Annotated in this window: 22 protein-coding genes; 9 read left to right on the top strand and 13 right to left on the bottom strand. The window is 65.4% G+C overall.

Features of this window, described 5'->3' with window-relative positions; all coding sequences use genetic code 11:
* Position 1: 1 nt before the first annotated feature.
* The 4 genes from C5F44_RS01225 to hslO form a co-directional block, all read right to left on the bottom strand.
* Positions 2-1,852 carry an ABC transporter ATP-binding protein gene (locus tag C5F44_RS01225; RefSeq protein WP_107671669.1) on the bottom strand — a complete coding sequence of 617 codons (1,851 nt, stop codon included), beginning with the start codon at positions 1,850-1,852 and terminating at the stop codon, positions 2-4.
* Between the two features lie 195 nt (positions 1,853-2,047).
* Positions 2,048-3,187: a CCA tRNA nucleotidyltransferase gene (locus C5F44_RS01220; RefSeq protein ID WP_107671668.1), complete on the bottom strand. Its 1,140-nt coding sequence runs from the start codon at positions 3,185-3,187 to the stop codon at positions 2,048-2,050.
* The gene (locus C5F44_RS01215) at positions 3,184-3,777 is read right to left on the bottom strand and encodes a CoA pyrophosphatase (RefSeq protein ID WP_107671667.1); all 594 of its coding nucleotides are present in this window, start codon (positions 3,775-3,777) and stop codon (positions 3,184-3,186) included. The genes C5F44_RS01220 and C5F44_RS01215 overlap by 4 nt, the downstream gene beginning before the upstream one ends.
* Entirely contained in the window at positions 3,770-4,753 is a 984-nt protein-coding gene (gene hslO / locus C5F44_RS01210; protein WP_107671666.1) for an Hsp33 family molecular chaperone HslO, read from the bottom strand. The genes C5F44_RS01215 and hslO overlap by 8 nt, the downstream gene beginning before the upstream one ends.
* An 80-nt stretch (positions 4,754-4,833) precedes the next feature.
* On the opposite strand from hslO, the gene C5F44_RS01205 reads away from it, so the two are divergent.
* Entirely contained in the window at positions 4,834-5,271 is a 438-nt protein-coding gene (locus C5F44_RS01205; RefSeq protein ID WP_107671665.1) for an NUDIX hydrolase, read from the top strand.
* On the opposite strand, the gene C5F44_RS01200 is transcribed toward C5F44_RS01205, so the two are convergent.
* Positions 5,208-6,539 (bottom strand): PP2C family protein-serine/threonine phosphatase, encoded by a 1,332-nt coding sequence (locus C5F44_RS01200; RefSeq protein ID WP_107671664.1) that lies wholly within the window; start codon positions 6,537-6,539, stop codon positions 5,208-5,210. The genes C5F44_RS01205 and C5F44_RS01200 overlap by 64 nt on opposite strands.
* 153 nt (positions 6,540-6,692) lie before the next feature.
* Between C5F44_RS01200 and C5F44_RS01195 the strand changes: the two genes are divergently transcribed.
* Positions 6,693-7,022, top strand: coding sequence for an Hpt domain-containing protein (locus tag C5F44_RS01195; protein ID WP_107671663.1), 330 nt, complete (start codon positions 6,693-6,695; stop codon positions 7,020-7,022).
* On the opposite strand, the gene ilvA is transcribed toward C5F44_RS01195, so the two are convergent.
* On the bottom strand, positions 7,019-8,266 hold the full coding sequence (gene ilvA / locus C5F44_RS01190; protein ID WP_107671662.1) for a threonine ammonia-lyase IlvA: 1,248 nt from the start codon (positions 8,264-8,266) through the stop codon (positions 7,019-7,021). The genes C5F44_RS01195 and ilvA overlap by 4 nt on opposite strands.
* 102 nt (positions 8,267-8,368) lie before the next feature.
* On the opposite strand from ilvA, the gene C5F44_RS01185 reads away from it, so the two are divergent.
* The 3 genes from C5F44_RS01185 to C5F44_RS01175 all read left to right on the top strand — a co-directional run bounded on the left by C5F44_RS01185 (position 8,369) and on the right by C5F44_RS01175 (position 11,337).
* Positions 8,369-9,592, top strand: a complete 1,224-nt coding sequence (locus tag C5F44_RS01185; RefSeq protein WP_107671661.1) for an argininosuccinate synthase — start codon at positions 8,369-8,371, stop codon at positions 9,590-9,592.
* A gap of 242 nt (positions 9,593-9,834) precedes the next feature.
* On the top strand, positions 9,835-10,473 hold the full coding sequence (locus C5F44_RS01180) for an outer membrane protein (protein ID WP_181318139.1): 639 nt from the start codon (positions 9,835-9,837) through the stop codon (positions 10,471-10,473).
* 135 nt (positions 10,474-10,608) lie between these two features.
* Positions 10,609-11,337 (top strand): outer membrane protein, encoded by a 729-nt coding sequence (locus tag C5F44_RS01175; RefSeq protein ID WP_107671659.1) that lies wholly within the window; start codon positions 10,609-10,611, stop codon positions 11,335-11,337.
* A 17-nt stretch (positions 11,338-11,354) separates the two neighbouring features.
* On the opposite strand, the gene C5F44_RS01170 is transcribed toward C5F44_RS01175, so the two are convergent.
* Positions 11,355-13,610, bottom strand: coding sequence for an NADP-dependent malic enzyme (locus C5F44_RS01170; RefSeq protein WP_107671658.1), 2,256 nt, complete (start codon positions 13,608-13,610; stop codon positions 11,355-11,357).
* Positions 13,611-13,735: 125 nt separating this feature from the next.
* On the opposite strand from C5F44_RS01170, the gene mutS reads away from it, so the two are divergent.
* Positions 13,736-16,363, top strand: a complete 2,628-nt coding sequence (gene mutS, locus C5F44_RS01165) for a DNA mismatch repair protein MutS (protein ID WP_107671657.1) — start codon at positions 13,736-13,738, stop codon at positions 16,361-16,363.
* Positions 16,364-16,431: 68 nt separating this feature from the next.
* Here mutS and C5F44_RS01160 read toward each other — a convergent pair whose 3' ends face one another.
* Complete coding sequence (locus tag C5F44_RS01160) at positions 16,432-16,986, bottom strand: nucleotide exchange factor GrpE (protein WP_107671656.1); 555 nt, start codon at positions 16,984-16,986, stop codon at positions 16,432-16,434.
* Positions 16,987-17,011: 25 nt separating this feature from the next.
* On the bottom strand, positions 17,012-18,082 hold the full coding sequence (gene hrcA / locus C5F44_RS01155) for a heat-inducible transcriptional repressor HrcA (protein WP_107671655.1): 1,071 nt from the start codon (positions 18,080-18,082) through the stop codon (positions 17,012-17,014).
* A 112-nt stretch (positions 18,083-18,194) separates the two neighbouring features.
* Here hrcA and rph point away from each other — a divergent pair, with 112 nt between their 5' ends.
* Genes rph through hemW form a run of 3 tightly spaced genes read left to right on the top strand, consistent with a single transcriptional unit; the run spans position 18,195 to position 20,673 of the window.
* The gene (rph, locus tag C5F44_RS01150) at positions 18,195-18,911 is read left to right on the top strand and encodes a ribonuclease PH (RefSeq protein ID WP_107671833.1); all 717 of its coding nucleotides are present in this window, start codon (positions 18,195-18,197) and stop codon (positions 18,909-18,911) included.
* Entirely contained in the window at positions 18,908-19,513 is a 606-nt protein-coding gene (gene rdgB, locus C5F44_RS01145; protein WP_107671654.1) for an RdgB/HAM1 family non-canonical purine NTP pyrophosphatase, read from the top strand. The genes rph and rdgB overlap by 4 nt, the downstream gene beginning before the upstream one ends.
* Positions 19,510-20,673 (top strand): radical SAM family heme chaperone HemW, encoded by a 1,164-nt coding sequence (gene hemW, locus C5F44_RS01140; protein WP_107671653.1) that lies wholly within the window; start codon positions 19,510-19,512, stop codon positions 20,671-20,673. Before rdgB ends, hemW begins: the two co-directional genes overlap by 4 nt.
* A gap of 1 nt (position 20,674) precedes the next feature.
* Here the strand turns inward: hemW and C5F44_RS01135 are convergent, their stop codons facing one another.
* Genes C5F44_RS01135 through mnmG form a run of 4 tightly spaced genes read right to left on the bottom strand, consistent with a single transcriptional unit; the run spans position 20,675 to position 24,855 of the window.
* A complete protein-coding gene (locus C5F44_RS01135; RefSeq protein ID WP_107671652.1) occupies positions 20,675-21,553 on the bottom strand; it encodes a ParB/RepB/Spo0J family partition protein in 879 nt (292 codons plus the stop codon).
* 19 nt (positions 21,554-21,572) lie between these two features.
* Positions 21,573-22,388 carry a ParA family protein gene (locus C5F44_RS01130; RefSeq protein ID WP_328588430.1) on the bottom strand — a complete coding sequence of 272 codons (816 nt, stop codon included), beginning with the start codon at positions 22,386-22,388 and terminating at the stop codon, positions 21,573-21,575.
* Entirely contained in the window at positions 22,375-22,995 is a 621-nt protein-coding gene (locus C5F44_RS01125) for a 16S rRNA (guanine(527)-N(7))-methyltransferase RsmG (protein WP_181318138.1), read from the bottom strand. The genes C5F44_RS01130 and C5F44_RS01125 overlap by 14 nt, the downstream gene beginning before the upstream one ends.
* Positions 22,996-24,855 (bottom strand): tRNA uridine-5-carboxymethylaminomethyl(34) synthesis enzyme MnmG, encoded by a 1,860-nt coding sequence (gene mnmG / locus C5F44_RS01120; protein WP_181318137.1) that lies wholly within the window; start codon positions 24,853-24,855, stop codon positions 22,996-22,998.
* Positions 24,856-24,857: the final 2 nt, after the last annotated feature.

Below are 24,857 nucleotides of genomic sequence, written 5' to 3'. Positions count from 1 at the left end.
CTCACTCCGCGGCCTCTTCGGCGTCTTCGCCCAGGAAACCACCCGACTGCCGCGCCCAGAACCGGGCGTAAAGCCCGTTCTTCGCCAGAAGTTCGGCGTGCTTGCCTTCTTCAACGATATGGCCGCCGTCCAGCACCACGATCCTGTCCATCGCCGCGATGGTTGAAAGCCGGTGCGCGATCGCGATCACCGTCTTTCCCTCCATCACGCCATAAAGCGCCTCCTGAATGGCCGCCTCGGCTTCGCTGTCCAGCGCCGAGGTCGCCTCGTCCAGAATCAGGATCGGCGCGTCCTTCAGGATCACCCGCGCCAGCGCCACCCGCTGCCGCTGCCCGCCAGACAGCTTGACCCCGCGTTCGCCCACATGCGCGTCATAGCCCTTGCGGCCTTCGGGATCTTCCAGCGTCAGAATGAAATCATGCGCCTCGGCCTGCTTCGCCGCCGCAATCATCGCCTCTTCGCCGGCATCGGGGCGGCCATACAGGATGTTCTCGCGCACGGAACGGTGCATCAGCGACGAATCCTGCTGCACCATGCCGATCTGCAAGCGCAGGCTTTCCTGCGTAACCTGCGCGATGTCCTGCCCGTCAATCAGGATGCGGCCGCTTTCGCAGTCGTAGAACCGCAGCATCAGCTTGACCAAAGTGGACTTGCCCGCCCCCGATCGGCCGATCAGCCCGATCTTCTCGCCCGGCCGCACGGTCAGCGACACGTCCTGCAACCCGCCGGACCCACGGCCATAATGGTGGCTGACACCCTGAATCTCGACCTTGCCCTTCTGGAAATCCAGTCGTTTCGCCTGCGGGGCATCGACCAGCGTCACCGGCTGGGCGATGGTTTCCATCCCCTCCTGCACAACGCCCAGCGCCTGCACCAATGAGGTGAAGGCCCACATGATCCAGTAGGTCATGTTGTTAAGCCGCAGCACCAGCGCCGTCGCCGCCGCCACCGTGCCCGCCGTGGCCGATCCCTGCACCCAAAGCGCCACCGCCCAGCCGGTGACCGAAACGATCAGAAAGCCGTTCAGCAGCGTCAGCGCCAGATCCATCTTGGTGACGATCCGCATTTCCTGCGCAAAGGTGCTGCGGGCATGTTCGATGGCCTCTTTCGCATAGGAAAGCTCCTGATCGTGATGCGCGAACAGCTTGACCGAGTGGATGTTGGAATAGGCATCCACCACCCGCCCCGTCACCGCCGACCGCGCATCCGAGCTGGCCTTCGACGCCGGACCGGCACGCCGCACGGTCCAGCGCACCAATGCGCCATAGAGCAGGAACCAGATCACCAGCGGCAGCAGAAGCCGCGGGTCGGCATCGGCCAGCATGATGCCCGCGCCAATCACCGTGACGCTGGCAAAGGCCATGGCATCAAAGGTCTGGAACACCGCATCGCCCGCAGCGGGCGGCGTCTGCATGATCCGGTTGGCGATCCGCCCGGCGAAATCGCCCTCGAACCAGCCCACGGGCTGACGGATCACATGGCGGTGTGACCGCCAGCGGATCATCGTGCCGAAGTTCGGCAGAATGGTGTTGTGCAGCAGCGCCACGTTGCCAACCAGGATCATCGGCCGCAGCACCAGCACCGCCAGCGCAACCAGCCCCACCTCGACCCCGTGGTCGGCCAGAAACGCCGCCGGCCCGGTGGCCGCCATCAGGTCGATCAGCCGGCCCAGATACCACAGCAGTGCCACATCGGCGAAGGCCGCCACAACCGACAGCACAGCCGTAACCGCGAAAACCTTGCGGAACGGCCGCATGTATTCGGCCAGAAAGGGCCACAGCTTGCGCGGCGGGGTATCGGTCTGCTCGTAAGGACCATAAGGGTCCACGAGGTTTTCAAAGAAGGAAAACATGGGGGAAGCTCCAGAACTTCAGCAAACATGGAATGGCTTGGCGGCGAAAGACAGGCCGCCCGAACGGGTTTCGAACCTGTCAGGTCAGGTTTCGGTTATTCCCGTTCTCCATGTTGCTTTCCTTCTGTTTGCTCGCTGAAGTCGTAACGCGGATTTTGCGGCTTGTCACGCCGAAACCGGCGCGCACCGGCAGGGTCAGCGCAGCAGATCGCTCTTTCCGGCGCGCAGACCACCCGCAAGCCATTGGCTTTCCAGCTCTTTCAGCCGGCGCCCCAAAGCCGCGCCCGCCAGTGGCGCCAGATCGGCGGCGCTGACCGGAAACCGCGCGATTGCCCCGCGCGCCACCTCGGCCTGCCACCCGTCGGGCGGCGGCACCCCAAGGCTTGCCGCCCGGGCCAGCACGGCATCGGCCCCGCCGACCGCCCCCAGACGCCAGCCCAGCGCCGCCGGGCCATCCGTGCCGCCAAGGGCCGTGCGCAGGGCCGCCAGATCGCGCGCCTCGGCCCGCGACAGGCGTAGCGCCTCCGTCGCTCCCTCGCCGCCCAACACCGCCAACCGCCGCAACCAGCGGATCGGCTCTTGCCCCTCCAGATGCACCAGCGGCGCCAGCATCCGCGGGTCGGCCCCCGGCAGAACCTGCGCCAACACGCCCGCCGCCGCCATCGCCGCAACGGCCGGCGCAGGGTCGGGTGCAGCCAGCAGCTTGCGCATCTCGGCCCCGATCCGCTCTCTTGAAAGCGTCTCTATTCCTGCGGAAAGGGCCGCACAGGCCGCCAGACCCTCGGCATCCAGACCCTGATCGGGGTCGCCATATTGCGCGTGAAACCGGAAGAACCGCAGGATGCGCAGATAGTCTTCCCTGATCCGCTCTTCGGCATCGCCGACAAACCGAAACCGCCGCGCCCGCAGGTCAGGCAACCCACCAAGCGGGTCAATCACCGCCCCGCGGCGATCAGCATAAAGCGCGTTCATGGTGAAGTCGCGCCGGGCGGCGTCTTCCTCGATCCGGGTCGAAAAGGCCACCACCGCGCGCCGCCCGTCGGTTTCCACATCGCGGCGGAAGGTCGTTACCTCATGCGGCACGCCCTTGGCGATCACCGTCACCGTGCCGTGGTCAATGCCGGTCGGCACAACCCGAAATCCGGCCTTTTCCGCAATAACAGACACTGTTTCAGGCCGCGCATCGGTGGCAATGTCCACATCGGCCACCGGCACGCCCAGCAGCGCATTGCGCACGCAGCCGCCAACGAACAGCGCCCGGTGACCAACGGTTTCCAGCGCCGTGCACAGCGCCTGCGTCCCCTCATGCGCCAGCCAGTCGCCCGCTACCTTCATTCCGCCGCCCGCTCTGCCAGCCCGCGCAGGATGCGCGCCGTGGCGCCCCAGATGTAATACGGCCCCCAGGGCACCGCATAGTAGCGCCGCACCTGCCCCTGCCAACGCCGCCCTTCGATGGCATAGCGGCTGCGGTCCAGCACATGCGCCAGCGGAACCGAGAACACTTCCTCAACCTCGCCCGGCTCCGGCACCGGAATGAAGGGCTGCCGCACCAGCGCAAGGATCGGCGTTACCCTGAAGCCGGTCACCGTTTCATGCGCCGGCAGGGCGCCAAGGATTTCAACCGCGTCGGGGGGCAGCGCCACCTCTTCCCGGGCTTCCCGCAGGGCGGTGGCTTGAAGGCTGGCGTCGGTCTGGTCCTGCTTGCCGCCGGGCAGGGAAATCTGCCCCGGGTGGTGTTTCAGATGCGACGCGCGCTTGGTCAGGATCAGCCGCGCGCCCTGCGGAACGGGCTGCACCGCCACCAGCACCGCCGCGGACCGCAACTTGCGGCCTTCAGGCAGGCGGATGGCGGGGTTCAGGTCAAAGTCGGACGATTCGCCCGCGGGGCGTGCCAGGGCACGGCGCAGGCGGGCCTCGTCATCCATTCTTGCCCTCAAAGCCCAGCGTCTTGGGGTCCAGCTCGTAATGCGCGCCGCAGAACTGGCAATCGGCCGTCACCATGCCATGCGCCGCCGTCATCTTGGCAATGTCCTTCTGGCTGTAGATCGACATGGTGTTGCGCACCTTGTCTTCCGAACAGGAACAGCCAAACCGGACCGGCTGCGCATCGAACACGCGCGGCCCTTCTTCATGGAACAGCCGCACCAGCAGTTCGGTCGGCGCCACCGTCGGGCCGATCAGCTCCATCTCTTCAACCGTATCCAGCAGCAGGTTGGCGCGGTTCCAGTCTTCCGACGCCTCACCCGACAGGATGTCGGCATGTGTCAGCAGCCCGCCCTCGCCCGAACCGCCTTCCGCCGCCACGCCCCCCGTCTGCGGCATGTGCTGCAGCATCACCCCACCGCCCCGCCAGTGCGACACGCGGCCGGGTTCGGTGCTTTGGCCGAAGCTCAGCGAAAACCGGGTCGGAATCTGCTCGGACTGGGCGAAATACGTCTCTGCACAGGCAGAAAGGCTGCCCCCGGCAATGGGGGTAAAGCCCTGATAGGGCACCATGCCTTCGCCCTGATCCAGCATCACCGCCAGATAGCCGGCCCCGATCTGGCTGAACGGCTGGGCGGTCAGATCCAGCGCCTCGGCGTCATAGCTGGCATAGGCGCGGATGCGGGCCGGTTCACCATCGGCCTGCGGGCCATAGTAATCGGTCGCAATAAGCCGGGCCGGGCCGTTACCGCGAATCTGCAGGCTCAGTTTCCAGCGCAGCTTGATCGCCTGGCCGATCAGCGCCGTCAGCAACGCCGCCTCGGCCACCAGCGCCTCGATCAGCGGCGGGTAGTCATGCTGTTTCAGAACCTGCTCCAGCACCCCGTCAAGGCGGGCCACCCGTCCGCGAATACCGGACTGGTCAAGCTGGAACGGCAGGACGGTATCATCCCAGGCGAGTTGTGCGCCAAGCGTCATCGGGGGGTTTCCTTGCACGGCCATGTCTGGCAATCCGTGGCTATATAGAGGCACCGACCTTCCGCACCAAGAGGCCCCCTATGATCCGTCGTTATGGTGAGCCGGTTCGTCCGGGGCAAAGATACCGCCGCCGCCCCGGTGTCTATGCCATCCTGCTGGACGGCGATCAGTTGCTGGCCACCCATCAGGCAGAGCCGATTCCAGAATACCAGCTTCCTGGCGGCGGCATCGACAAGGGCGAACACCCCATCGCCGCCCTGCACCGCGAGGTGTTTGAGGAAACCGGCTGGTCGATCCGCATTGATCGCCGCCTGGGCGCCTACCGACGCTTTACATACATGCCCGAGTATGACCTGTGGGCTGAAAAGGTATGCACCATCTATCTGGCGCATCCCGTGCTGCGCCGCGGCCCGCCGACAGAGGCCGGGCATACCGCCGTCTGGCTGCCGGCGCATCAGGCGGTGGGCGTTCTGTCCACCCCCGGCGACCGGGCCATGCTGGCGGGGCTGCTGGGCTGATCGCGAAACAGCAGGATCAGGCCTGACACATCATCCGGCAGCCGGTCGGTGCCGGCGTGGCGGGCCAGATCCCAGACCAGCGATTCCAGCAGCGCAGGACCATCCAGATCGGCCAGACGCGCCAGCATCTGCGCAAGCCCGTCTTCCCCCAGTTCGGCACCGCCCTTGCCGGGACATTCGGTGATGCCGTCCGACATCAGGAATAGCCGGTCGCCCGGCCGCAGGGTCACTTGGGTATCCTCATACCCTGCGCCGGAAATCAGCCCCACCGGCAGGCCACCGGCACCGACACGCTCAACCCCGCCATCGGCGCGCAACAGCACCGGATGCGGATGCCCCGCCTGCGCCAGCCGCGCCACGCCGGTTTCCAGATCCAGCTCGGCATAGGCCATGGTGAAGTACTGTTCGACCTGCAGCTCTTCCAGCATCAGGCGGTTGAATTCGGCCATCAGCCGCGCCGGCGACCGCACCGCCCGCCCGCCATCTGGCAACGCCTGAAAGGCAAGGTTCTGGTCGGGCGACGCGCCGGACAGATAGCCCGCCAGCCGCGCCGTCATCATGGCCGAGGCGACGCCATGCCCCGAGACATCAACCGAATAGACGGCGATCCGCCGGTCATCCAGCGCGAAGCAGCCGACCAGATCGCCCCCCACCCGACCCGCGGACCGGATCATCAGGCTGACCGTGGCGCGACCGAAATCGCGGAACCTGTCGCGCACCAGCGTCTGTTGCAGCTTCCGCGCCTCGATCAGATCGCGGTCAAGCGAATCATACAGGCGCTGCAATTCTTCCAGGGTCTGGGCGACCACCCGGTTCTTTTCCACCAGCTCGGCCTGCATCGAGATGATCCGCATCCCGGCCCGCAACCGGGCACGCAATTCCTCGCTGCTCACGGGCTTGGGAACGAAATCATCGGCCCCGGCTTCCAGCCCATCGGCGATTTCCGATGTTTCGGATTTTGAGGTGAGCAGGATGAAATACCCGTATCCGTCGCGCGGAAGCGCCCGGAATCGCTTGCAGAATTCCACGCCGGTCATTCCGGGCATCATCCAGTCGCTGATCACCACATCAACGGCAACCGCCGAACACAGCGCCAGCGCCTCTTCGGCCGAGGCGGATTGCATCACCTCATACCCCCAGCGGCGCAGGTACATGGCCAGAAGCTGCCGCTGGGCACGGCTGTCATCCACCACCAGCACCCGCGCCGGCAGACCGGGGGTTTCGCTGGCCAGGTGGCCCTGCCGCCTTGGGTTCTGATCCTGCGCCATCCGCTATCCGCTGCTGTTTCACGGCCGACAGTGGCGGCGGCAGGTTAAGCGGCGGTGAAGCGTAAAATTGCCCGCGTCCGGCCTGCGCGGGCTTACCGCTTGTTAATCGACAGATGGAAGCCTTGGCGCCGGGTGTGCGGGCCAGGGGATGCCATGATCGACTGGGACAGACTGAACGAATTGCGCGGCGAGATCGGCGATGACGATCTGGCCGAGGTTGTCACCGTGTTTCTGGAAGAGGCGGATGATGTTGTCCGCCGCATTGCCGCCGGCCAATCCGCCGGGCTTGAGGCTGATCTACATTTCCTGAAGGGCAGCGCACTGAACCTTGGCCTTTCCGATCTGGCCATGCTGTGCCAGTCGGGCGAAAAGCTGGCCGCCGCGGGCCGGGGAAATCAGGTCAACCTGCCCCGCGTCGCCAGCCTGTATGAGGCCTCGAAACGCCGCTTTCTGGGCGCGCTGGCCCAGGGCAGCGCCGCCTAGATCAGAAATTCGGCCAGCGCTTCGTCATTGGTGATGTCGCGATAGCTGAAATCGGCGGCGTCCATCCGGCCGGTGAAATGGGCAAAGTTCTCGGCCCTCTTGGTTTCGATGCCAATCAGGACCGAGCCGAAGTTCCGCGCCGATTTCTTCAGGTATTCAAAGCGGGCGATGTCGTCTTCCGGGCCCAGCATCGACAGGAATTCGCGCAATGCGCCCGGCCGCTGCGGCATTCGCAGGATGAAGTATTTCTTCAGCCCGGCGTAGCGCTGTGCACGTTCCTTCACTTCCGGCAGCCGCTCAAAATCGAAGTTGCCGCCCGAGGTGACGCAGACCACCGTCTTGCCCCGGATCTGCGCCGCAATCTCGGGCAGGATGTTCACCGACAGCGCACCCGCCGGTTCCAGCACGATGCCTTCAACGTTCAGCATTTCAAGCATGGTCACGCAGACCCGGTCTTCCGGCGCCAGATGCACCTGTTCGGGGCGCACCCAATCCAGCCGGCGCCAGGTCAGATCGCCCAGCCGCGCCACGGCCGCGCCATCGACAAAGCTGTTCACACGCGGCAGCTTGACCGGGCCGCCATGTTCCAGCGCCGCCATCAGGCTGGCCCCGCCCAGCGGTTCGACGAACTGGAACCGCGTGTCGGGTGCCACATCGCGCAAGTATCCCGTGACGCCCGAGGCCAGACCGCCACCGCCCACCGGCAGCACCACCACATCGGGGGCGCGGCCAAGCTGTTCCAGCATTTCCACCGCCACACTGGCCTGCCCTTCGATCACATCGGGGTCGTCGAACGGGGCCAGGAAATGCGCGCCCCGCTCATGGCACCAGCTTTGGGCGGCGGCCAGCGTCTGGTCGAAATAGTCGCCGGTCAGTTCCACCGTGACATTCGGCCCGCCGAAGATGCGGGTCTTGTCGATTTTCTGCTGCGGGGTTGTCACCGGCATGAAGATGGTGCCCTGCACGCCGAAATGCCGGCAGGCAAAGGCCACGCCCTGCGCATGGTTGCCCGCACTGGCGCAGACGAACTGCCCCTGCCCGGGGTTTTTCGCCCGCACCTTGCGCATGGCGTTGAAGGCGCCCCGCAGTTTGTAGCTGCGCACCGGCGTCAGATCCTCGCGCTTCAGCCAGATGTCGGCCTGATAACGCGCGGACAGGTGTTCGTTGCGCTGCAAAGGGGTTTCCGGGAACAGGTCGCGGATGGCTTCGGTGGCGGCGCGGGCAAGGCTGGGAAAATCGGTCATGCGGGCGACCCTACAGCGCCCCGTCGGCGGGGCCAACTGGTCTTGTTTGCCGGGCCGAAACCCAATAGACGCGCAGGCAAGAATTCAGTGCAGGAGCGGCAGATGCTGAAGCCGAAGAAAGTCGTCCTCGCCTATTCGGGCGGCCTCGATACCTCGATCATCCTGAAATGGCTGCAGACCGAATATGGCTGTGAAGTGGTGACCTTCACCGCCGATCTGGGCCAGGGCGAAGAGCTGGAGCCGGCCCGCAAGAAGGCCGAGCTGATGGGCATCAAGCCCGAGAACATTCACATCGTCGATGTGCGCGAAGAATTCGTCCGCGACTTCGTGTTCCCGATGTTCCGCGCCAATGCGCTGTATGAGGGGCTGTATCTGCTGGGCACGTCGATCGCGCGGCCGCTGATCAGCCAGCATCTGGTGCGCATCGCCCATGAAACCGGCGCAGATGCCGTGGCCCATGGCGCCACCGGCAAGGGCAACGATCAGGTTCGCTTCGAACTGTCCGCCGCCGCGCTGGACCCGGCGATCAAGGTCATCGCGCCCTGGCGGCTGTGGGATCTGACCAGCCGCACCCGGCTGCTGGAGTTTGCCGAGGCGAACCAGATTCCGATCGCCAAGGACAAGCGCGGCGAAGCGCCGTTCAGCGTGGACGCGAACCTGCTGCACACCTCGTCGGAAGGGCGCGTGCTGGAGAATCCGGCCGAGGAATTCCCCGATTACGTTCTGCAGCGCGTGGTGCCGCCGGAACAGGCCCCCGATCAGGCCGAGATGGTGGAAATCACCTTCGAAAAGGGCGATGCCGTGGCGATCAACGGCGAACTCCTGTCGCCCGCCACCATTCTGACCCGGCTGAACGAACTGGGCGGCAAGCATGGCGTGGGGATTCTGGACCTGGTGGAAAACCGCTTCGTCGGGATGAAGTCGCGTGGCGTTTACGAAACCCCCGGCGGCACCATCCTGCTTGAGGCGCATCGCGGGATTGAACAGATCACGCTGGACAGCGGCGCGGGCCACCTGAAAGACAGCATCATGCCGCGCTATGCCGAGCTGATCTACAACGGCTTCTGGTTCAGCCCCGAGCGTGAGGCGCTGCAAGCCCTGATCGACAAGACGCAGGAACATGTGACCGGCACCGTACGGGTGAAGCTGTACAAGGGCAGCGCCCGCACCGTGGCCCGCTGGTCGGACCATTCGCTTTACAGCGAAAAGCACGTCACATTTGAAGAAGACGCCGGCGCCTATGACCAGAAGGATGCCGAAGGCTTCATCCGCCTGAACGCCCTGCGTCTGAAGCTGATCGCAACGCGCAACGCACGGTTCGGCTGAACCTTGCGCTTGCAGCCGGGCCCCGCTTCGGTGGCCCGGCAACCGTTGCATATGTGTCACCTTTGATGGGCCGGAATCCGCAGGCGTTGGCCTGCGGTCTTGTTTTCTTGGGGATGACCCTCTACCTCAAGGCGTATGAATTTCTGTTTAGTGAGTGCGACAAGATGAAACGTTCCATCTCCCTCCTCCCCCTCACCGCTGCTCTTCTGGTCTCGGCCGCTGCCCCTGTGCTGGCCGGCGGTATGGCTGAGCCTGTGATGGAGCCGGTGATCACCCCGGTGCCGGAAACCCCTGCCGAAGTTGAAGCCTGGTCGGGCCTCTACGTTGGTGCCACGCTTGGTTATGCCTTCAACGGCGATGACCGTCTTGGCATCCGCGATGTGGCCAGCGGCGAATTCCTTGGCGATGCCGACAACCTGAAGGTTTCCGGCGCCAATGCCGGCCTGCGGATCGGCTATCGCTGGCAGACCGGCAACTGGGTGATCGGGCCGGAACTGGGCTATGAAGGCGGCGATATTTCGGACACGGTGACGGCGACCGTCGCGAATGTCGAATACACCGGCGAATCCCAGGTCAACAGCCTGCTCGCCCTGCGCCTGAAGACCGGCTATGTCGCCCAGCCCGACCTGATGGTTTTCGGCACCCTTGGCATCGGCCGTGCGGATGTTGACTATCGGCTGAACGGCCTTGTCGGCGACTACAAGACCACGGGCTACATCCTGGGTCTGGGCGTTGAAAAGATGCTGAGCACCGACTGGTCGCTGACCGGCGAACTGGAATATGTCGGCCTTGGCAAGGAAGAGCGCATTTTCGAGGATATCTCGACCCAGGCGACTCCGTCCTACACCAACGTCAAGGTTGGTCTGAACTATAGGTTCTGATCGGACCGCGCCGCGTTTCGGCGGCTGAAATCAAGCTGAAATCAAGGCGCGCACATCGCGGGATGTGCGCGCTTTTTTGTTGGTTCTCCACAAGATAAAGTCGTGTTACCATTCCGCGATGCAACCGGAGAGGACATGGCCATGCTTTTCCTGAAACAGATTGCCCAGCCTCTTGTCGTGATCGCCTGCGGTCTGACACCTGCCTTTGCAGGCGGCCTTGCCACCGCCCCCGAACCCGCCGCGCCCGTGACCGCGCCCGTGACCGCGCCCGCGCCCGCGCCCGCGGAAGACTGGGCCGGGCTTTATGCCGGCGCCACACTTGGCTATGGCTTCAATGGCGATGACCGGCTTGGCATCCGCGATGCGATCAGCGGCACCCTGCTGGGAGACGCCGGTGACATCTCGGTTTCGGGCGCAGAGGCCGGGCTTCGGATCGGCTATCGCTGGCAGCGCGGCGGGCTGGTGTTCGGCCCGGAACTGGGCTTCTCGGCCGCAGACATTTCCGACAGCGCAAGCGGCGTGGTCGATGGGGTGGCCTATACCGGCGAATCCACGGTAACGGATCTTCTGGCCCTTCGCTTCAAGACCGGCTTTGTCACCGAAAATGACCTCCTGATCTTTGGCACCCTTGGCGTTGCGCGCGCCAGCATCGACTATCGGCTGAACGGTCAGGCCGCCGACTACAAGACGACCGGCTATATCGCCGGGCTTGGCATCGAAAAGGCGATCAACACCGACTGGTCGCTGACGGGAGAGCTGGAATACATCAGCCTGGGCAAGGAAACCCGCACCTTCGGCCCCGTCACGACAGAAGCAACCCCCAGCCACACCAGCGTGAAGGTTGGGCTGAACTATCGCTTCTAGCCTGACGAAACGGCCGCCTACCCCACCTTGCAGGCGGCCATCACGGCCATGTTCAGGATGTCGTTCACCGTGGCCCCGGTCGAACAGATCTGGATCGGCTTGGTCACGCCGGTAAGGATTGGCCCGATCACGGTGGCCCCCGCCATTTCCTGCATCAGCTTGACCGAGATCGAGGCCGAGTGCCGCGCCGGCACCACCAGAATGTTCGCGGGGCCCGTCAGCCGGCAGAACGGATAGGCGGCCATGCGCTGCATGTTCAGCGCCACGTCCACCGTCATCTCGCCATCGAATTCAAAGCTGACGCCGCGCTTTTCCAGCACGGAACAGGCGCGGTGCATCTTGGTGGCGCGCTCGCTGACCGGATAGCCGAAGGTCGAGAAGCTGACAAAGGCCACGCGCGGTTCCAGCCCAAGGTTCTGGGCCACGCCGGCGGCCTTGGTGGCGATGGTCGCCAGATCTTCCTCATCCGGCCATTCATGCACCAGCGTGTCGGCGATCAGCACGATCCGCCCCTTGTGCAGCAAGGCCGTCACCCCCACCGCCCCGGCCGTGGCCGAAGCGTCGAAAACGGTGTTGATCAGGTTCAGCACATGGGCCGACTTGCGCGTGGCGCCCGTCACCAGCCCGTCCCCGTGCCCATGCGCCAGCATGAGCGAGGCGAAGACATGCCGGTCACGCGCCGCCAGCCGGTGAATATCCTCCCGGTCATGGCCCTGCCGTTGCAGGCGCTGATAGAGAAAGTCCTTGTAGGCATCGAGGTGGCGGGAATTGCCGGCGTTGACGATCTCAAGCTCACGCACGGCATCGCCCAGACCGACCGATTCAAGTTTGTCCTTCACATCCTGATCGCGGCCCACCACCAGCGCCTTGCCCAGACCACTGCGCTGCCAGGCCACGGCCGCCCGCAGCACGCGCGGATCGTCGCCTTCGGCAAAGATCATCCGGGCCTGCGCCTGCCGCGCGCGGGCATGGATGCCCTGCAACAGCGTCGCGGTCGGGTCCATCCGGGCCTTCAGCCCGGCCTCATAGGCCTTCATGTCGATGATCGGGCGGCGGGCCACGCCGGTATCCATGCCCGCCTTCGCCACGGCGGGCGGAATGGTGTAGATCAGCCGCGGATCGAACGGCGTGGGAATGATGTAATCGCGGCCAAAGCTCAGCTTGCGACCATAGGCCATGGCCACCTCATCCGGCACGTCCTGCCGCGCCAGGGCGGCCAGCGCGCGGGCGCAGGCGATCTTCATCTCGTCGTTGATGGCGCGGGCGTGAATGTCCAGCGCCCCCCGGAACAGGTAGGGAAAGCCCAGGACGTTGTTCACCTGGTTGGGGTAATCGCTGCGCCCGGTTGCCACAATGGCATCAGCCCGCACAGCATGGGCCTCTTCCGGGGTGATTTCCGGGTCGGGGTTCGCCATGGCAAAGATCACCGGGTTTTCCGCCATGCTGCGCACCATTTCGGGCGTCACGGCCCCCTTGGCGCTGACACCCAGGAACACATCGGCGCCCACCATCGCCTCTTCCAGCGTGCGCAGGTCGGTTTTCACGGCATGGGCCGATTTCCACTGGTTCATGCCATCGGGGCGACCCTGCCAGATGACGCCCTTGGTATCGCACATGATGCAGTTTTCATGCCGTGCGCCCATGGATTTCAGCAATTCCAGACAGGCGATGCCCGCCGCCCCCGCGCCGTTCAGCACGATCCGGCAATCCTCGATCTTCTTGCCGGTGATCTCCAGCGCGTTGATCATGCCGGCCGCGCAGATCACCGCGGTGCCGTGCTGATCATCGTGAAACACCGGGATGTCGCAGATTTCCTTGAGCCGGCTTTCAATGATGAAACATTCCGGCGCCTTGATGTCTTCAAGGTTGATGCCGCCGAAGGTGCAGCTCATCAGGTGGACAGCCTTGATGATTTCGTCCGGGTCTTCGGTGTTCAGCTCGATGTCGATGGCGTTCACATCGGCAAACCGCTTGAACAGCACCGCCTTGCCTTCCATCACCGGCTTGCCCGCCAGCGCGCCCAGGTTGCCCAGCCCCAGAATGGCGGTGCCGTTCGACACCACCGCCACCATGTTGCCCTTGACCGTATAGTCATAGGCCGTCTCGGGCCGCTCGGCGATGGCCAGCACCGGCACCGCCACGCCCGGGCTGTAGGCCAGGCTCAGGTCGCGCTGCGTTGCCATCGGCTTTGACGCGACGATTTCGTATTTTCCGGGGGTCGGTTCGAAATGATACAGCAGCGCCTCTTCGGGCGTGGTCTTGGAACGGGTCATCAGGGGGCCATCCTGTGTGCGAATTCGTGGGTCATAGACCCGGCGGATCAACCTGAAAAGGTGCGAATGAAGCCTTTTCGCCGCAGCCCCGCTTTTGTAGGTTCGGCAGACCCAAGGGGGGACGCATGACCGAAGACGCCGTGACGCCGATGATGGCGCAATACCTTGAGATCAAGGCCCAGAATCCCGGCGCGCTGCTGTTCTACCGGATGGGCGATTTCTACGAGATGTTCTTCGATGACGCCGTGGCCGCCGCCGAGGCGCTGGACATCGCGCTGACGAAACGCGGCTTCCATCTGGGCGAACCCATCCCCATGTGCGGCGTGCCCGTCCATGCCGCCGAAGGCTATCTGCTGACGCTGATCCGCAAGGGCTTTCGTGTGGCCATCGGCGAACAGATGGAAGACCCGGCCGAAGCGCGCAAGCGCGGCTCGAAATCGGTCGTGCGGCGCGATGTGGTGCGCCTTGTCACCCCCGGCACCCTGACCGAGGATTCGCTGCTGGAAGCCCGCCGCCCCAACCACCTGGTCGCCTGGGCCGAGGTTCGGGACGAGGCGGCGCTGGCCTGGGCCGACATTTCCACCGGGGAACTGCGCGTCATGCCCTGCCCGCTGGCCCGGCTGTCGCCCGAACTGGCCCGGCTGGCCCCGCGTGAGGTGCTGGTCAGCGAAACCCGAGACCGCGACCTGGCGACGCTGGTCGAAGACACCGGCGCCGCGATCACGCCACTGGCCCGCGCCAGTTTTGACAGCGCAGGTGCGGAAAAGCGGCTCTGCGCGTTGTACGGAACCGGCTCGCTGGACGGGTTCGGCACCTTCACCCGGGCCGAACTTTCGGCCATGGGGGCGCTGGTCGATTACCTTGATCTGACGCAGCGCGGGAAACTGCCCCTGCTGCGCCCCCCGGTGCGCGAAACGCCCGGCGGCGCCATGCAGATCGACGCCGCCACCCGGCGCAACCTTGAACTGACCGCCGCGCTGTCAGGCGGCCGCGAAGGCTCGCTTCTGGCGGCAGTTGATCGCACGGTCACCGCCGCCGGCGCCCGCCTGCTGGACCGGCGGCTGTCTGCGCCTTCGCGCGATCTGGCCACGATCCACGCCCGTCTGGCCGCCGTGCGCCACCTGATCGACCAGCCCCGCCTGCGCGATGACCTGCGCGACCTGCTGCGCCGCGTTCCCGACATGGACCGCGCCCTGTCACGTCTGGCGCTGGATCGGGGCGGCCCGCGCGACCTGGCCGCCATCCGCGCCGGTCTGGCGCAGGCGGGCGACATTGCCGCCCGCGTGGCCGAAGCGCCGCCGCTGCTGTCGCGCGCGGGCGCGGCGCTGGTTGGCCATGACGCGCTGGTTGATCTGCTGACCCGCGCGCTGGTGGCGGAACCGCCGCTGCTGGTGCGCGACGGCGGCTTCATCGCGCCGGGCTTCGATGCCGAACTGGACGAAACCCGCCAGCTTCGCGACGAAGGCCGCGGCGTGATCGGCCGGTTGCAGGCCGAATACAGCGACCGCAGCGGCGTGCCCTCGCTGAAGATCAAGCACAACAACGTGCTTGGCTATTTCATCGAGGTCACAACCACGCATGAAGACCGGATGCGCGCCCAGCCCGATCTGTTCATTCACCGCCAGACCACGGCGGGACAGGTGCGCTTTACCACGCTGGCGCTGTCCGAACTGGAAACCCGCATCCTGAATTCAGGCAACCACGCGGTCGAGATCGAAAAGCGTCACTATGACGGCCTGAAACAGCAAATTCTGGCCGCAGCCGGCGCCATCGGCACCGCCGCCCGCGCCCTGGCCGAGATTGACCTTGCCGCCGCCTTTGCCGAACTGGCCGTGGCCGAAGACTGGTGCGAGCCGCAGGTTGACGACAGCCACGCCTTCGCCATCGAAGGCGGCCGCCACCCGGTGGTGGAACGCGCCCTGCGCCGCGCCGGGCAAACCTTCGTTGCCAATGACTGCGCCCTGACCGAAGACCGCACACCCGCGATCTGGCTGCTGACCGGCCCCAACATGGCGGGTAAATCCACCTTCCTGCGGCAGAACGCGCTGATCGCGCTGCTGGCGCAGGCCGGGGCCTATGTGCCCGCGCGCAGCGCCCGCATCGGCCTTGTCAGCCAGTTGTTCAGCCGCGTCGGTGCCAGCGACGATCTGGCCCGCGGCCGGTCAACCTTCATGGTGGAAATGGTGGAAACCGCCGCCATCCTGAACCAGGCCGATGACCGCGCGCTGGTGATCCTTGATGAAATCGGCCGCGGCACCGCCACCTGGGACGGGCTTTCCATCGCCTGGGCCACGCTGGAACACCTGCACGGCGTCAACCGCTGCCGCGCCCTGTTCGCCACCCACTACCATGAGATGACCACCCTGGCGCGCAAGCTGCCGGGCGTGGAAAACGCCACCGTCACCGTCAAGGAATGGGATGGTGAGGTGATCTTCCTGCACGAAGTCAGACAAGGCGCCGCCGACCGCAGCTATGGCGTGCAGGTTGCCCGGCTGGCGGGCCTGCCGCACAGCGTGATCGAACGCGCCAAGGTGGTGCTGGAGGCGCTGGAAAAGGGCGACCGGGATGGTGGCAAGCAGGCCGCGCTGATTGACGACCTGCCCCTGTTCCGCGCGGCACCGCCGGCTGCCCCCGCCCCGAAGCCGCCAAAGACCTCGGGCGTGGAAGAACGCCTCAAGGCGCTGCACCCCGACGAGATGACCCCGATCGATGCGCTCAAGGCGCTATACGACCTCAGGTCGCTTCTGACCTGATCGCTTTCATCTGTCTGAAAATATCCTGCGGGGGTCCGGGGGCGCAAAGCCCCCGGCGGCTGCCCCCATCAGCCCGGGTTGGACGAAACGCCCACCTGCGCCGGCCGCAGCAGCCGGTCGTACAGCATGAAGCCTTCGGTCATCACCTGGATGATCTGCCCCGCCTTGGTGCCCGGCACTGGCGCTTCGAACATGGCCTGGTGCAGTTGCGGATCGAAGACATCGCCCACGGCGGGGGTGATGGTCGTCACGCCGTGCTTTTCCATGACCTTGGTCAGCTCGCGCAGCGTCAGCTCGACCCCCTCGATCAGCGCTGCCGAAGCGGCGCGGCTTTCCTCGGGAATGGAGGCCAGCGCACGGTTCAGGTTGTCGTAGACCGGCAGCAGATCCCGGGCCAGCCGGGTGCTGCCGTATTGCTCGGCCTCGCGCCGGTCGCGTTCGGCGCGCTTGCGGGTGTTCTCCGCCTCGGCCAGGGCGCGCATGAACTTGTCGCGATATTCGTCACGCTCGGCCTGAAGGGCCACAAGCTCTTCTTCCAGGGCCAGATCATCCGACACCGGCTCCGTGTTCTCGGGCAATTCCTGTTCCACAGCCTCGGCGGCCTTGGCCTCGTCCTGCGCCATACGTCTTTCCTCGTCTCTCTCGGTCTCAGCCCCGCCCGCGGTCGGACACCATCCGCCCCACAAGCTGCGCCGTGTAATCCACAATCGGAACGACCCGTCCGTAATTCAGCCGCGTGGGGCCGATCACGCCGACGGCGCCGATAATCTTCCGCTCGGCGTTCATATAGGGAGAAACCACGAGACTTGAACCCGAAAGTGAGAAGAGTTTGTTCTCGGACCCGATGAAAATGCGAACGCCGTCGCCTTCGTCGGCCAGTTCAAGGAATTCCGCGATGTCGCGCTTGCGTTCCAGGTCATCAAACAGGGTGCGAACGCGGTCCACGTCGGCCTCATTCGTGGCCTCCAGCAGGTTGGACCGGCCCCGCACGATCAGCCGTTCGGACGACAGCCCGGCATTTTCCCAGACGGCCAGCCCGCTTTCCACCAGTTCCCGCGCCAGCGAATCAATCTCTTGCCGCCGCTGAACGATCTCGGCCCCGATCGACCGGCGCAGTTCTTCCAGCGATTTGCCTTCGGCCATGGCGTTCAGGAAATTCGCCGCCTCCCGCATACTGCTGGGCGTCTGGCCGGGCGGCGGCAGGAACAGGCGATTCTCCACCTGACCATCGGCAAAGACCAGCACCACCAGCGCCCGTTCCGGCGACAGGCTGACAAACTCGATATGCCGGATCGGGGCTGATTCATGCTTGGGCGCCAGCACGATGCTGGCCCCCCGCGTCAGCGCCGACAGCGCCGATCCCACATGATCCAGCAGCACCGCCACATCCTGATCGTTCTGCGTCAGCGTGGCGTCGATCCGCTCGCGGTCCTCGGCGGCAAGGCCGCCCATTTCCAGGAACCCGTCCACGAACAGCCGCAGCCCCGCCTGTGTGGGCACCCGCCCGGCCGAAACATGCGGGCTGTCCAGCAGGCCCAGAAACTCCAGATCCTGCATCACGTTGCGGATGGTCGCGGCGGAAACCTGTTCGGTCATCGTCCGGGTCAGCGTGCGCGAACCGACCGGCTCTCCGGTCGTCAGATAGCCTTCCACCACGCGGCGGAACACCTCGCGTGAGCGGTCGGTCATTTCTGTCAGCAATCGCGATCCGTTCTGCATTCCTGCCCTCCGGGCACATCCTGAATAAAGGGTGCAAGACGCGCGGCGTCAATCGGGGTTGCATGGGTTGGCCGCTGGGGGGTATCTGGCCGAAACCCTGAAAGGATGGATCATGCGCCCTTCCGGCCGCGCCCTTGATGAACTGCGCCACGTCACGATTGAAACCGGCGTCACCCGCCATGCGGAAGGGTCTTGCCTGATCCGCATGGGCGGAACGCACGTCCTGTGTACCGCCTCGGTCGAGGACAAGCCCCCGCAATTCCTGCGGAACACCGGCATGGGCTGGGTTACCGCCGAATACGGGATGCTGCCCCGCGCCACGCATACCCGCAGCAAGCGTGAGGCTGCCACCGGCAAGCAGAGCGGAAGAACGCAGGAAATTCAACGCCTTATCGGTCGCGCTCTGCGGGCAGTGGTGGATCGGCACGCACTTGGCGAACGCCAGATCGTCATCGACTGCGATGTGATCCAGGCCGATGGCGGCACCCGCTGCGCCTCAATCACCGGGGGGTTTGTCGCCCTGCGGCTGGCCATCAACAAGCTGCGGGAAAAGGGCCTGATCACCTCGGACCCGATCCTTGATCACGTCGCCGCCGTGTCCTGCGGCATCTATGCCGGCCAGCCTGTGCTGGATCTGGATTATGACGAAGACTCGGTCGCCGGCACCGATGGCAATTTCGTGATCACCGGCCGCGGCAAGCTGGTTGAGGTTCAGGCCTCGGCCGAAGGCGCGCCCTTCACCACCGCCGACCTGACGGCGCTGATGGCGCTGGCAGACCGCGGGATCGAGGCGCTGGTTCTGGTGCAGCGCAAGGCGCTGACCGAATGACCCGGCGCTTCTCCGGCACGCAACTGGTGATCGCCACGCACAATCGCGGCAAGCTGGACGAATTCGCCCAGCTTCTGGCGCCGCTGGGCATCACCTGCACCTCGGCAGGCAACCTTGGCCTGCCCGAGCCGGAGGAGACCGAGTCCACCTTCCTGGGCAACGCGCGGATCAAGGCCCATGCCGCCGCGCGGGCCACCAGCCTGCCCGCGTTGTCCGATGATTCCGGCCTGACGGTTGACGCGCTGGATGGTGCGCCGGGCGTCTATACTGCCGATTGGGCCACCACCCCCACCGGGCGCGACTTCGTTCACGCGATGAAAAAGACCCATGCCGCGCTGGCAGGCCATCCGCAACCCTGGACGGCGCAGTTCCGCTGCACGCTGGTTCTGGCCTGGCCGAATGGGCATGACGAATGGGTTGAAGGCACTGCCCCCGGGCGTCTGGTCTGGCCCCGTCGCGGGCAGGATGGCCACGGCTATGACCCGATGTTCCAGCCCGACGGCCAGACCCGCACCTTTGCCGAACTGTCGGCTGCCGAAAAGAACGCGATCTCGCATCGCGGGCAGGCTGTCGCGCGTATGCTTGCCAAGTGTTTCACGTGAAACAGCCCGAAGACTGGCAGGCCGGCGGCTTTGCGCTGTATCTGCACTGGCCGTTCTGCAAGGCCAAATGCCCCTATTGCGATTTCAACAGCCACGTCCGCACAAGGATCGACCAGCAGGACTGGCAATCCGCCTATCTGGCCGAACTTGACCGCGCCGCAGCCGAAACCGGCGGTCGCATCCTGCGGTCGGTGTTTTTCGGCGGCGGCACGCCTTCGTTGATGGACCCGTCGCTGGTTGGCGCGGTGCTTGACCGGATTTCGCGGCACTGGCGGTTCGAGAATGACATCGAGATCACGCTTGAGGCCAACCCCACCTCGGTTGAGGCAGATCGCTTTCGCGGTTATCGCGCCGCAGGCGTAAACCGCCTGTCGCTGGGCCTGCAGGCCCTGAATGATGACGATCTGCGCCGCCTTGGCCGCCAGCACAGCGCGGCCGAGGCCTTGGCGGCGCTGGATCTGGCCCGGTCCACCTTTGACCGGGTGTCGGCAGATCTGATCTATGCCCGGCAAGACCAGACGCTTGCCGCCTGGGAATACGAACTTTGCTCACTGCTGGATCGTGGCCCCGATCATCTGTCGCTGTATCAATTGACCATCGAGGATGGCACCGCCTTCGGCGCCCTTGCCCGCGCGGGCAAGTTGCGCGGCCTGCCCGATGAAGACCTGGCCGTTGCCATGTATGAAATGACCGGCGAAATCTGCGAAGGCGCCGGCCTTTCCGCCTATGAGGTTTCAAATTATGCGGTCGAAGGCTCGGAATCGCGGCACAATCTGGTGTACTGGCGCATGGGCGATTACGTCGGCATCGGCCCGGGCGCGCATGGCCGCCTGACGCTGGGCCAAACGCGCTATGCCACCAGCACGCATCGTAACCCCGAAGTCTGGCTTCGCGCCGTTCGCGATACCGGCAGCGGCGAAACCCCGCGTGAGGTTCTTCTTCCCGCCGCGCAGGCCGATGAATACCTGATGATGTCGCTTCGCCTGTCGGAAGGCACCCGCATTTCGCGGTATCGCGCCCTTTCGGGCAGCGATCTGAACGCCGGCGCACTGGAAGCCGCGCTGGATGGCGGGCTTTTGCAGCAAGACGGCGACCACCTTCGCACAACCGAAGCCGGCCGCCTGCTGCTGAACCGTCTGGTTCTGGAACTTTCGGCCTGACTCAGTCTGCCAGACCGGCCGATGCCTGCGACAGCAGATTGCAAAGCCGGTCCAGATCTTCAAGCGACCGATAGGAAATGGTCAGCGACCCGCCTTCGCCGCGATGATCAATCTTCACCGACAAGCCAAGATGCGCGGAAAGATCGCCCTCCAGCGCGCGCGTATCGGCATCCTTGGACGAATCAACGCGGTCGCGGATGGGTTTGGTGGCTGCCGGGCCACTTTCGCGCACCAGTTTCTCGGTTTCGCGCACCGAAAGCCCCTGCACCGCCACCCTGCGCGCCAGCGCCACCGGGTCCGGCGTGCCGATCAGCGCCCGGGCATGGCCGGCGCTGATGGTGCCCGCGCGCACCATGGCCTGCACCTCATCCGGCAGCGCCAGAAGGCGCATCAGGTTGGCAATATGGCTGCGGCTTTTCGACAGCGCCTCGGCAATCTTCTCCTGCGTATGACCGAACCTATCCACCAACGCCTTGATTCCAAGGGCTTCTTCGATGGCATTCAGGTCTTCGCGCTGGATATTCTCGATGATCGCAACTTCCAGCACCTCGGTGTCGTCCAGATCGCGGATGACAACCGGCACTTCATGAAGTTGCGCGATCTGCGCCGCCCGCCAGCGGCGTTCACCGGCGACAATTTCGTAATCGTCGCCCACCGGGCGCACCACCAGGGGCTGGATCACGCCCTTCTGACGCAGCGAATCGGCCAGCGATTCCAGCGCGCCCTGGTCAAAATCCTTGCGGGGCTGCAACGGGTTCGGGCGCAGACGCGCCACCGGCAGAATCGTATCGGCCCGGCGCGGACCCTCGCTTTCCGGCCGCAGGTTCACATCCGACATCAGCGCCGAAAGACCGCGCCCAAGCCCTTTTCTCGGCTCCATACCCACCCCCAATACGTCTCTAACGCTGCAGTTTGGCAGCAATTTCTCCGGCCAGCGCGCGATAGGCCTCGGCCCCGCGCGAGGCGCTGTCGTATTCCGTCACCGGCTTGGCATAGGACGGTGCCTCGCTCAGCCGGACATTGCGCGGAATGACGGTGCGGAACACCATGTCCCCCAGATTGTCGCGCGCATCCTTTTCAACCTGCTGCGCCAGGTTGTTGCGGCCGTCATACATGGTCAGCGCCACACCCTCGATCCGCAGCGCCGGATTTGCCGACCGGCGCACGTCGCGCACGGTCAGCAGCAGTTGCGACAGGCCTTCCAGGGCAAAAAACTCGGCTTGCAAGGGCACCAGAACGGCATGGGCCGCGACCAGCGCGTTCACCGTCAGCAAACTCAGCGAGGGCGGGCAGTCGATCAGGATCACATCGAAGCCCATCGCCTCGATTTCCGGGTGGCGAAGGGCATCATGCAGCAGAAAACTGCGCTTTTCGTTCGCCACCAGATCAATATCCGCCGAGGCCAGGTCAGAATTCGCCGGGCTGATCCACAGCCCCTTCACCCCGGTCGGCCGGATGATCTTGTCCGGCGCCCCGTCCGACACCATCAGGTCATAGGTCGTCTGCTTGCGGTCTTTCGGGGTGATCCCAAGGCCGGTTGAGGCATTTCCCTGCGGGTCAAGGTCCACCAGCAGAACCGTCAGCCCCCGTTCGGCCAGCGCCGCAGACAGGTTGATCGCCGTGGTCGTCTTGCCCACGCCCCCCTTCTGGTTGGCGATGGCAATCACATGCGCAGGTGCGCGGTCGGTCGCGGCAATGGGGTCAGCTGCGGGCAAGGTCGATCTTCCTCAGGCAAAGGATGGCCCCCTTATGGCGCGGATCGGTAACGGTCTCCAGATCGAAGCGCCAGTTTTTCCGGGCTGCGTCGATTTCCGCCTCGTAATTCTCGCCCTTGGGAAAAATCGCCACGCCACCCGGCGCCATGTGCCGCTGCGCCAGGGCGCAAAGCCCATCAAGCGCGGTCAGCGCGCGGGCCGAAACCACATCGGCCCCAAGGGGCGGCAGCGATTCCGCCCGTTCACTGCGCACCTCGACCGGCAGATCCAGCAAGCGTGCCGATTCGCGTAGGAAGGTGGCCTTGCGCAGGTCTGATTCCACCAGAATCACCCGCGTTTTCGCCCCCCGCGCCTGCAACACAACGGCCACCACAATGCCCGGAAACCCGCCGCCTGCGCCGAAATCGGCCCAGATCGCGGGGCTTTCGGGGGCCGTCAGGCACAGGCGGGCGGAATCCTCGATATGGCGCTCCCAGATATCGGGCAGGGTCGAGCGGGCCACGAGATTGATCCGCACCGTCCATTTCTCAACCAGCGCCACAAAGGCGTGCAGCTTGTCCAGCCCGCCCTCGCCGACGCCCAGGTCTTTCCACAAGGCGGCGTCCACCTAAACCGCCCGTTTCTGGGGTTTCTTCAGGCTGGCAATCAGCAGGGTCAGCGCCGCCGGCGTCATGCCCTCGATCTGCCGCGCCTGATGCAGGTTTTCCGGCCGCAGCCGCATCAGCTTGGATTTCAGCTCATGCGACAGGCCCGAAAGCGGGGCATAGTCGAAATCGGGCGGAATCGCCGTGGTTTCGTGGCGGCGCAATTCCTCGGCATCCGCCGCCTGCCGGTCGGCATATTGGGCATACAACGCCTCAATCCCCGCCTGCGCGCGGGCTTCGGCCGGATGTTCGGCCAGTTCCGGCATCAAACCGTCCAGTTGCGCAGGGTCATAGTCCGGCAGCGCCATCACATCGAAGGCTGACCGCCGCGCGCCATCCTGGCTGACAACCACGCCCCCGGCCAGCAGCTCTTTCGGCGTGAAGCTGCGCGCTTTCAGGGCGGAAACCACACGCTCCAGCGCCTCCATCTTCGTGCCGAAGGCGCGCGCGCGGTCTTCGCGCACACAGCGCAGCCGCAGGCCAAGCGGTGTCAGCCGCTGATCGGCATTGTCGGCGCGCAGGCTCAGCCGATATTCGGCGCGCGAGGTAAACATGCGATAGGGTTCCGTCACCCCCCGCGTCACCAGATCGTCGATCATCACGCCGATATAGCTGTCGGTGCGCGAGAACGTCACAGCCTCGCGGTCTTTCGCAAACAGCGCGGCGTTCAGCCCCGCCACCACGCCCTGCGCCGCGGCCTCTTCATAGCCGGTGGTGCCGTTGATCTGCCCCGCCAGCCACAGCCCAGGCATGGCGCGGCTTTCCAGCGTGGCGCGCAGCTCCCGCGGATCAAGGTAATCATATTCAATGGCATAGCCCGGCTGGGTGATCACCGCCCGCTCCAGCCCGACGATAGTGCGAACGTAGGCCTCCTGCACTTCGGCGGGCAGACTGGTGGAAATGCCGTTGGGATAAACCGTGTCGTCGTCCAGCCCTTCGGGTTCCAGGAACACCTGGTGGCTGGTCTTGTCGGCGAAGCGCACCACCTTGTCCTCGATCGACGGGCAATAGCGCGGGCCGACGCCTTCGATATGGCCGCCATACATGGCGCTGCGGGCCAGATTGGCGCGAATGACATCATGCGTCGCCTCGGACGTATGGGTGATGCCGCAGGAAATCTGCCGCACCAGCGGCGCGCGGTTCAGGAAGGACAGCATCACCGGCGCCTCATCCGCCGGCTGCATGTCCAACCGCGCCCAGTCGATGCTGCGCCCGTCCAGCCGGGGTGGCGTGCCCGTCTTCAGCCGGCCCGTTGTCAGCCCCAGTGCGCGAATCTGTTCGGCCAGCCGAACCGAGGCCGCATCACCAACCCGCCCCCCGGACCGGCGCTGATCACCGACATGGATGATCCCGTTCAGAAAGGTGCCCGTCGTCAGCACCACAGCCCGCGCCGCAATTTCGGCGCCATCGGCCAACCGCAGCCCCGTGCAGCGCCCGCCCTCGAGCAGCAGTTCAGCCGCCTCGCCTTCAATCACCGTCAGCAGCGGCTCTTCGGCCAGCAGCGCCTGCACGGCCTGGGCGTAAAGCCTGCGGTCGGCCTGTGTGCGGGGGCCTTGGACCGCCGGCCCCTTGCGGCGGTTCAGCAGCCGGTACTGAATACCTGCCCGGTCGCCCGCGCGGCCCATGATGCCATCCAGCGCATCCACTTCGCGCACCAGATGGCCCTTGCCCAGACCGCCAATGGCCGGGTTGCAGGACATCACGCCAATCGCGGCCGCCCGCATGGTGACCAGCGCCGTGGTCGCGCCCATCCGTGCCGCCGCTGCCGCCGCGTCGGCACCGGCATGGCCTCCGCCCACCACAAGCACGTCATAGTGTTTCACGT

It is taken from the genome of Fuscovulum blasticum DSM 2131, assembly GCF_003034965.1.
Taxonomy (GTDB): domain Bacteria; phylum Pseudomonadota; class Alphaproteobacteria; order Rhodobacterales; family Rhodobacteraceae; genus Pseudogemmobacter; species Pseudogemmobacter blasticus.
The sequence above is the reverse complement of the archived record's forward strand: the minus strand, read 5'-3'. Positions and strand labels throughout refer to the sequence as shown.